Origin of the sequence: Kitasatospora sp. NPDC056531 (assembly GCF_042794375.1) — a bacterium.
In the GTDB taxonomy this organism is placed as follows: Bacteria; Actinomycetota; Actinomycetes; order Streptomycetales; family Streptomycetaceae; genus Kitasatospora.
Genome location: NZ_JBHTTU010000003.1, coordinates 250,621 through 258,753 on the forward strand (window position 1 = coordinate 250,621; position 8,133 = coordinate 258,753).

General features: G+C 73.0%; 9 protein-coding genes. 5 read left to right on the forward strand and 4 right to left on the reverse strand.

What is annotated here, in order from left to right; translation table 11 throughout:
* Positions 1-251: 251 nt before the first annotated feature.
* Both ACFQ87_RS05825 and ACFQ87_RS05830 read right to left on the reverse strand, forming a co-directional pair.
* Positions 252-1,481, reverse strand: coding sequence for an oxidoreductase (locus ACFQ87_RS05825; RefSeq protein WP_380609322.1), 1,230 nt, complete (start codon positions 1,479-1,481; stop codon positions 252-254).
* Positions 1,482-1,524: 43 nt separating this feature from the next.
* Entirely contained in the window at positions 1,525-2,511 is a 987-nt protein-coding gene (locus tag ACFQ87_RS05830; protein WP_380609323.1) for a ScbA/BarX family gamma-butyrolactone biosynthesis protein, read from the reverse strand.
* 216 nt (positions 2,512-2,727) lie between these two features.
* On the opposite strand from ACFQ87_RS05830, the gene ACFQ87_RS05835 reads away from it, so the two are divergent.
* Complete coding sequence (locus tag ACFQ87_RS05835) at positions 2,728-3,375, forward strand: ScbR family autoregulator-binding transcription factor (RefSeq protein ID WP_380609324.1); 648 nt, start codon at positions 2,728-2,730, stop codon at positions 3,373-3,375.
* Between the two features lie 192 nt (positions 3,376-3,567).
* Here the strand turns inward: ACFQ87_RS05835 and ACFQ87_RS05840 are convergent, their stop codons facing one another.
* Entirely contained in the window at positions 3,568-4,839 is a 1,272-nt protein-coding gene (locus tag ACFQ87_RS05840) for an MFS transporter (RefSeq protein ID WP_380609325.1), read from the reverse strand.
* A gap of 122 nt (positions 4,840-4,961) precedes the next feature.
* Between ACFQ87_RS05840 and ACFQ87_RS05845 the strand changes: the two genes are divergently transcribed.
* Both ACFQ87_RS05845 and ACFQ87_RS05850 read left to right on the forward strand, forming a co-directional pair.
* Positions 4,962-5,339: an ArsR/SmtB family transcription factor gene (locus ACFQ87_RS05845; RefSeq protein ID WP_380609326.1), complete on the forward strand. Its 378-nt coding sequence runs from the start codon at positions 4,962-4,964 to the stop codon at positions 5,337-5,339.
* A 133-nt stretch (positions 5,340-5,472) separates the two neighbouring features.
* A complete protein-coding gene (locus ACFQ87_RS05850) occupies positions 5,473-6,051 on the forward strand; it encodes a dienelactone hydrolase family protein (RefSeq protein ID WP_380609327.1) in 579 nt (192 codons plus the stop codon).
* Between the two features lie 73 nt (positions 6,052-6,124).
* Here ACFQ87_RS05850 and ACFQ87_RS05855 read toward each other — a convergent pair whose 3' ends face one another.
* Positions 6,125-6,571 (reverse strand): Lrp/AsnC family transcriptional regulator, encoded by a 447-nt coding sequence (locus ACFQ87_RS05855; RefSeq protein WP_380609328.1) that lies wholly within the window; start codon positions 6,569-6,571, stop codon positions 6,125-6,127.
* A 93-nt stretch (positions 6,572-6,664) separates the two neighbouring features.
* Here ACFQ87_RS05855 and ACFQ87_RS05860 point away from each other — a divergent pair, with 93 nt between their 5' ends.
* Positions 6,665-7,489, forward strand: coding sequence for an LLM class flavin-dependent oxidoreductase (locus ACFQ87_RS05860; RefSeq protein ID WP_380609329.1), 825 nt, complete (start codon positions 6,665-6,667; stop codon positions 7,487-7,489).
* On the forward strand, positions 7,486-7,923 hold the full coding sequence (locus tag ACFQ87_RS05865) for a nucleoside deaminase (RefSeq protein ID WP_380609330.1): 438 nt from the start codon (positions 7,486-7,488) through the stop codon (positions 7,921-7,923). The genes ACFQ87_RS05860 and ACFQ87_RS05865 overlap by 4 nt, the downstream gene beginning before the upstream one ends.
* Positions 7,924-8,133 lie beyond the last annotated feature (210 nt).

Here is an 8,133-nt window from a genome sequence, read left to right on the forward strand (position 1 = left end):
AGGTTGCTCCTTGTTGGCGTGGGGTGGAAGAGGGAACATGCCGGGGGGCTGGGGGGGGTGTGGGTGTTTTTTTTTTTTGGGTGGGGGGGCCGACAAGCTCGAGAAAAAGGGGGGGGGGGTCTCCCCCCCCCCCCGGCCGGGGTGCCGGTCCCGCCAGTACCGCCAGAACGCGACCGGGCTCTTCTCGGCGATCACGGTCTCGTCCACGTCGAAGAACGCGAGCGCGGGGCGTAACCGCAGGGCCGGTGCCGTCATCGCCCGCCCCGGCTCGCCAGGGCCGCTTCCGCGTACGCCCCGGCCGCCGTTTCGAGGTCCAGGGCGCCGTGCCCGGCGGCGGTCGTGACGTCCCGCCAGGCGCGCTGCACCCGGCTGTCCGAGGACTGGCCGCGCATGCCCGAGGCGTGGAAGAGCTCGTCCACCGCCTCCCGGCACATCGCGGCCGCGGTGGCCGCGTCCCGGCGGTTCTCGGCCACCGAGAGGGGGGTGACCGCGCCGCGGTCCGCACGGTCGGCGGCGCACTCCAGCAGCAAGCCCGCCGCGTGGATCCGCGCGGATGTGGCGGCCAGTAGCAGGCTCCGGCCGGGCTTGCCCGGCGCGGTCGGCCCGCACTCGTCCGTCCAGGCCTGCAGCGCCGCCCGGGCCGCCCCGAGCACCGGCGCGGCGAAGATCAGCCCGGCGACCATCGGGTAGGGGACCCGGTGGCAGCGGGCCGCGTCGGGCAGCGGGCTCAGCAGCGCGCTCAGGGTGAACGAGCGGTGCTCGGGGACGACGATGCCGTCGCCCGCCACGCTGTTGCTGCCGCTGCCCCGCAGGCCGACCGGGTCCCAGGTGTCGAGGACGGTCAGCTCGGCGCGCGGCACGGCGAAGATCCGGTGCTCCCGGAGGCCGTCCGGCCCCAAGGTCCAGGAGGCCAGCAGCACCCACTCCGCGTGGTCGACCCCGCTGGCGGTGCGCCACTCGCCGTCCAGCCGCCAGCCGCCGGCCACCTCGGTGGCACGGCCCTGCGGCGGGACGATCGAGGCGGCGATCCGGACGTCCGGGCCCTGCGCCCACAGGTCGCGCTGCCCCTGCTCGGGCAGGTAGGCGGCGAGCCGGCCGTGCGCCGCGAACAGCGCGGCGCACCAGCCGGTGGCGGCGCAGGCCTGCGCGACGGCCGAGGCGTCGGCGAGCAGTCCGGCGAAGCTCCCGGCCGTGCCGCCCCACCGGGACGGGACGAAGTGGCGCGGGAAGCCCGCGTCGACCAGGGCGGCGGCGACCTGCGGGGTGAGCCCGCGCTGCTCCTCGGCGGTGGGGGCGTCGTGCAGCGCGAGCTTGGTGAGCAGGCTGAACGCCTCCTGGGGGCCGGTGGTGTTCCGGCCGTCCAGCGGTTCGGCGGCGGCCGGCAGGTCGGTGGTCAGCGGGGTGGTCAGGTCGGTGGCCCCTTGGGTCGCCCGGGAGGTGGTCCGGGGGGTGGTCGGGTCGGTGAGCGCTCGGACGGTCACTCGGGTCGCCGGGGAAGTGGCCCGGAAGTGTTCCCGAGGGTGGTCAGCACGCCGCCCCCAGCAGGGTGCGGGCGGGCTCGGCCACGCCGCAGCGGACCGTGGCGTTGGCGAGTTCCCGCTCGCCCTGGTGGGCGCGCAGGGTGAAGACGCCGTGGCCGAAGCCGGTCGGCTCGGCGGTGATCGCCACCGGTGCGTCCAGCTCGCCGAAGGCCGTGAACTTCACGGTGAGCAGTGCCACGCCGCTCGCGCCCGGCCGGCGGTCCGCGGCGGCGACCCGGCCGGCCTGCCGGAACGCCTCGACCAGCGCCATGCCCGGCACGTGGTCGGACTCGTGGTCGAACAGCACCGGGTGGTCCAGGTCCAGTCGCAGCCACCAGGCGTTGGCCCGCATCGGGTCGGCGGCGATCAGTACGTCCCGCTCGGCGACCTGGCCGACGGTGGCCGGCGACAGCGGGATCCGGGGCGGCTCGGGCAGCGGCGACAGCAGGGGCTCGCCGCCGCCGCGCCGGCGCAGCATGGCGTAGCGGCTGGGCTCCATCGGCTCCCAGCGCAGCCGGGTTCTACCGATCACGCGGTGCCGGACCAGGACGTCGGCCTCCAGCTCCAGGCGCAGGCGCCGGGCGCCCTCGGCGGGGCCGCGGCAGATGACGTCGAGCCCGACGGAGAGGTGCTCCGGCCCCACCGGGGGGAGCGTTTCGGACAGGTCGACGGAGGCCTCGCTCAGCACGAACGGCATGCCGTACGGGATGTCGAGGAAGCGGTGGGACAGGTGGATGGCGGTCTGGCGGGTGGTCTCCGCCAGCATCACCGGGTCGGCCGCGGGGCCGCCGTGGTGGGCGAGGTAGTGGTCGCGGTCCCAGCGGGCGGCGACCGCGAACCGGTCGGGGCCGAGCCGCTGCGAGTCCGTGAGCAGGACTTCCACGTCGGCCGCCTTGTGGACGGACGTCCGCGGGACGCAGCGCTCGAACTCCATGGCCTTCCAGTGGTGCTCCGGCCCCGGACGGCCGGTTATCAGTCCAAGTCCAGGCATGACATGCATGTGCAGATCCCCCTCCTGGCTCGCCGTGCCAGCCCATGCGCCGGTATCGTCCCGACGCGGCACGTGGCGACGCCGAGAAATATACCTTCAGGAAGGAATCTTGAGGGGTAAGTTTTTTGTCATCGAACACGACCGAACACGAGCGACCCGCGACACCCTGCCCACCCGATACGGCGCCATGCCGACCGACGACGGAGAATTCCCCACATGCCGGAGCCGCAAGCCATCGCCTTTGCCCCACCCAAAACCCCAGTTCGAAGGGGTTCCGATCCCAAACAGGAGCGTTCTGCCAGGACCCGGCAGCGGGTCCTGATGGGGGCCGCCGAGCTGTTCACCGAGCGGGGTTTCCGCCAGACGTCGGTCAAGGACGTCGCCGACCGGGTCGAGATGACCAAGGGCGCCGTGTACTTCCACTACCCGACCAAGGAAGCCCTGGCCGTGGCGATCGTGGAGGAGCACTACGCACGTTGGCCGAAACTGCTCGATGAGGTCGCCCGGGAGGAGCTCGGTCCGCTGGAGACCGCCGCCCGGATGCTGGACCGGGCGGCCGTCGCGTTCCAGGACGACGTGCTCGTTCAGGCCGGTGCCCGGCTGCAGATCGAACGGCCGCAGATCGACGCCGATTTGCCTACCCCGTACGTGGACTGGGTCTCCCTGCTGGAGTCCCTGCTGACCTCCGCGCAGGAGGCGGGCGAGGTGCGCGCCGACGTCGTGCCGGGGCACGCGGCGCGCTCGCTGGTGTCCGCGTTCTTCGGTTCGCAGCATGTCTCCGACGTTCTCAGTGGACGGGCCGACGTGGTAGCACGTTGGCGAGATCTGAGCGCTCTCTTGTTCCGGGCCCTGCGGACGGAGTGAGCCGGCTCCGTCCGCAGAGCCCCTCTGCCGTGAACGGCGGACGTCCGCCCTCCGGGGACGCGGTGGGCGGGCGTCTGCCGTGACCGTGGTGGACGTCCGTCGGCCGGAAACGGCAGACGCCCGGGGGACCGTGCACCGCTGGGCAGCCGGTGCACCGTCCCCCGGGAGGGCGTGCTGTCTCGTACGGGCCGGTCAGGCCGGGTCGGTCACGTTGCGCTTGGTGGACAGGACCACCAGGCCGCCGATCACTGCGATGGCGGTCAGCACGGCACCGAAGATCGTGGCGCCGTTGGTCAGGCCCACCGCGTCGCTGAGGTAGCCGGCCGAGACGGGCAGGATGCCGGCCGGGATGTAACCGCCCACGTTGAGGGCGGCGTTGGCCTCGGCGAGCCGCTGCGGCGCGACGGTGGAGTTGAGCAGCGACAGGCCGCCGAGCTGGCCCATGCCCTGGCCGGCGCCGGCCAGCAGCGCGGCGATGACGAGGACCGCGACCGCCTCGGAGTGCACGGCGATGATCAGCGCGACCATGCTCAGCATGGTGCTCACCGCGCCGGCCGTCAGGATGGTGCGGCGGCGCAGCTTCTGGACGGCGAACTGCACGCCGGTGGCGGCGAGGAACATCACGAAGGCCATGGCGCCGGCGACGATCCGGTTGGTGGTGCCGAGCAGGCCGGACAGCAGCGACGGGCCGAGCGAGAGCACGAACGAGGTGGCGGTGATGCCGGGGGCGAAGACCGCGATGCCGAGGGCGAGCTGACGGCCGTTGCCGCCGGGGACACCGGGCACCCGGATCCAGGAGCCCTTGCCGCGGTTCTCGGGGCGGCGCACCGGCATCCGCAGGACGACCAGGACGGCGCTGGCCAGGACCACGGCCTCGACGATGAACACGGTGACCGTCGGCCCGGGGGCCAGCTCCGAGAGCACACCGGCGAGCAGCGGGCCGAGGCCGGCGCCGAAGACCATCGCGCAGGAGGCGAGCAGGGCCGCGATCCGCTTGCGCTCGGGCCCGGCGACGTCGGTGACCGCGGCCATGCCGGCCGAGACGACCGCGCCGACCGCGATGCCGGTGAACAGTCGCGCCACGATCAGCGCGGCGACGCTGGTGGCCGTTCCGAAGATCAGGCAGGCGGCGAGTCCGAGTGCCAGTGCCGGTAGCAGGACGGGCTTGCGGCCGATCCGGTCCGAGACCACGCCGGAGACCAGCAGCGAGCCGATCAGGCCGACGATGTAGAACGCGAACACCACGGTCAGGGTGCCCTTGGAGAAGCCGATGTCGTGCTGCCACAGCACGTACAGCGGCGTGGCCGCGTTCGAGAGGACGAAGACGGCGGTGACCGGCCAGGCGGCCAGCCACACCCACCACAGCGGGGCGGCGGGCTTGGCGGCGGCGGGGGTGGTGGTGGCCTTGGCGGTGCGCTGCACCTCCTCGACGGCCTGGACGGGTGCGGTCCTGGTCTCGGACATGACGGTTCCTCCCGATCTGACTGTTGGCTCTCCAGCAGTACGAGTCGAGTCGAACTTAGCATGCAGTACGATGAAAGTCGTACAGCATAGGAACCGGGTTATGAGGAGTTGAGGAGCTGCCTATGACCACGACCACGGCCGACGCACCCGTCTTCAAGGTGCTTCCGGAGCCGTCCGATCTGCCCGAACCGCTCGCCGAGCCGGCCGTCGAGGAGCTGCGCCTGGAGAACGTGATGGGCGCGCTCAGCGACCCGCTGCGGCTGACCATCGTCCGCAAACTCCTGCTGGAGTCCGAGGACTTCGACCACTCCTGCGGCTGGTTCGGCTTCGACCGTCCCAAGTCCTCGCTCACGCACCACTTCAAGGCGCTGCGTGAGGCGGGGGTGACGCGCCAGCGCCAGTACGGGTTGGAGCGCCGCAGCCACGTGCGGGTGGACGACCTCAACGCCCGGTTCCCCGGGCTGCTCGACCTGGTCGCGGCCTGGACCCCGCAGGCCTGACCGGCATTCGGCCCCCCGGCGGCGTACGGCCGCCGGGGGCCGTCAGGTCGTCGGGCCGTGCGACCGGGCGGGTCGGCGGGAATGGGGGATCATGGGTGGGTACCTGATTTCGTCTGGTGAAGGACCCCGAACCGTGGCCCAGCTCGTCCTCTTCCACTCCGCCCACGGCCTGCGCCCGGCCGTGCACGCCGCCGCAGACCGGCTGCGCGCCGCCGGGCACACCGTGCACACCCCGGACCTGTTCGAGGGTCGGACCTTCGACGACTCCGAGGCCTCGCGCGCCTACCAGGAGGAGATCGGCGGCAGCGACGAACTGCTGAAGCGCGCGGTCACCGCCGTCGCCCCGCTCTCCGAGGGCGGGCTGGTGTACGCCGGCTTCTCGCTCGGCGGCGCGATCGCGCAGAACCTGGCCCTCGCGGACGAGAAGGCTCGCGGCCTGCTGCTCCTGCACGGCACCTCCGACCTGCGGGAGGACGCGGCGACCTCGATCCCCGTCCAGCTGCACATGGCCGACCCGGACCCGTACGAGCCGGAGGACTGGCTGAACGCCTGGTACCTGCGGATGCGGCGCGCGGGAGCGGAGGTCGAGGTGCACCGATACCAGGGCGCCGGGCACCTGTTCACCGACCCGGAGCTGCCCGACTACGACGAGGAGGCCGCCGAGCGCGCCTGGGCGGCGGCGGTGGACTTCCTCGCGGACCTGGAGGACTGACCCGGCGTCGGGCCGACCGGTTCGGGATCCGCTGCCGGTGCCGGCCGGGGCGGTCCTACCGGTGGGCTGACCGTCAGGGCCGCGAGGGGCCGCGGCGGGGGAGGGTCTGGCTGTAGACGACGCTGGTGGTGGTGCTGCCGAAGCCGGCGAGCTCGTCGACCAGGGTCTCCAGGTGTTCCATGGAGGTCGCGGCCACCTTCAGGGTGTAGCAGTCGTCGCCGGTGGTGCGCAGGCACTCCAGGATCTCGCGGCGGTCGGCGAGCACGCGGTGCAGCGGCTGGTGGCGGTTGCCCGGGTACTTCAGCCGGACGACGGCGAGCACCGGGTAGCCGACCTTGGCCAGGTCGACGGTGGCGTGGTAGCCGGTGATGACGCCCAGCGACTCCAGGTTCCTCACCCGTTCGGTGGTGGCGGAGGGGCTGAGGTTGACCCGGCGGCCCAGCTCGCTGAGGGAGATCCGGGCCTCCTGCTGGAGCCGGTCGATGATCGCCCAGTCGGTGTCGTCGAGGTTCGCGGTCACCGGGCGATATTACCGGGAGATTCGCGGCGGACGGCAGTGATCACCGGGAGGATCCTGTTCCGGGCGGGGTGTGCCCGGGAATAGCCTCGGGGCATGCAACTTGGCGTCAACGTACCGAATTTCGGACCGGGCACCGACCCCGGCGTGCTGCACGCATGGGCGGTGGTGGTGGAGGACCTCGGGTTCGACCTGCTGATGGTGTCGGACCACGTGGCCGTGACCGCGGACGTGGCCGAGCGCTACCCGGAGCCGTTCTACGACCCGTTCGCGACCCTGTCGTGGCTGACGGGGGTGACCGACGGGCGGCTGAGGATCGGGACGACGGTGCTGGTGCTGCCGTACCGCCACCCGCTGCTGGTGGCGCGGATGGCGGACAGCCTGCACCGGCTCAGCGGCGGGCAGTTCGTGCTCGGCGTCGGAGTCGGCTGGGCGCGGCAGGAGTTCGCCGCGCTCGGGGTGCCGTTCGCCGCGCGGGGGCGGCTGGCGGACGAGTACCTGGGGGCGATACGGGAGACCTGGCAGCGGCAGGACACCGCCGCGCCGCCGGTCTGGATCGGGGGGCACAGCGAGGCGGCGCTCCGCCGGGCGGTGAAGTTCGGCGACGCCTGGCACCCGCTGCGGCTGCCGATCGCGCGGATGCGCTCGGTGCTGGCGGAGCACGAGCTGCCGGGGTTCGCGCCGCGGATCGCGCTGCGGTTGACGAACGCGCCGGTGGACGATCCCGAACGGCCCGCCGGGGTCGGCGACTTGGAGCAGGTGATGGGCGACCTCGCGGAGCTGCGCGAGCTGGGCGCCGAGGCCGTGGTGCTGGATCCGTACCACGGGGACCCGGAGGAGACCCGTCGGTACGACCGGGCGTGGCAGGCTCTGGTGACGGTGTCGGAGCACTGGAAGGCCCAGGGGGAGGCACAGCCATGATCACGGTTGCCGACGAGGCGTTGCTGCGGCGCGCGATCGCCGTCGCGGCCCGGGCGGTCGAACTGGGCGACGCGCCGTACGGTTCACTGCTGGCCGCACCGGACGGGACGGTCCTGGCCGAGGCCCACAACACCGTCCGGCGGGACGACGACATCACCGCGCACCCCGAACTCAAGCTCGCCCGCTGGGCCGCCCGGGAGCTGACCCCGGAGGCGGCTGCCGCTACGACCATGTACACCAGCTGCCAGCCCTGCGGCATGTGCGCGGGGGCGCTCGTCCGCTCCGGGCTCGGACGGGTGGTGTACGCGCTGGCGACCGAGCAACTCGTCGAGCTCAACCCGGAGTCGGGTGCCTGGCCGGTGGTGCCGCAGGACGGTCCGGCACTGTTCGAGGAGGCGCGCGGGCCGATCGAGACGTACTACCGGTCGTCCTGACGGCGGGGATGTGCGGGCGGTCGCTCCGACGATGGGCGGGCCCGTGATCAGGCACCCGACGGGACGGGGGTCCGTCGGGCCGAATGACGGTCGGGGGGGGGGGGGGTTGGGGCCCCCCCCCCCCCCCCCCCCCCCCACCCCTCCCCGAACCGGACCCCCCGGGGAAACCCCCCCCCCCTCCCTGGCTTACAAACCCAGGGACCCCGGGCT

What these genes read in the sequence shown, in the direction of transcription:
- ACFQ87_RS05830 (WP_380609323.1), bottom strand. Translation starts at nt 2,511, where the DNA reads ATGCCTGGACTTGGACTGATAACCGGCCGTCCGGGGCCGGAGCACCAC.
- ACFQ87_RS05835 (WP_380609324.1), top strand. Translation starts at nt 2,728, where the DNA reads ATGCCGGAGCCGCAAGCCATCGCCTTTGCCCCACCCAAAACCCCAGTT.
- ACFQ87_RS05840 (WP_380609325.1), bottom strand. Translation starts at nt 4,839, where the DNA reads ATGTCCGAGACCAGGACCGCACCCGTCCAGGCCGTCGAGGAGGTGCAG.
- ACFQ87_RS05845 (WP_380609326.1), top strand. Translation starts at nt 4,962, where the DNA reads ATGACCACGACCACGGCCGACGCACCCGTCTTCAAGGTGCTTCCGGAG.
- ACFQ87_RS05860 (WP_380609329.1), top strand. Translation starts at nt 6,665, where the DNA reads ATGCAACTTGGCGTCAACGTACCGAATTTCGGACCGGGCACCGACCCC.
- ACFQ87_RS05865 (WP_380609330.1), top strand. Translation starts at nt 7,486, where the DNA reads ATGATCACGGTTGCCGACGAGGCGTTGCTGCGGCGCGCGATCGCCGTC.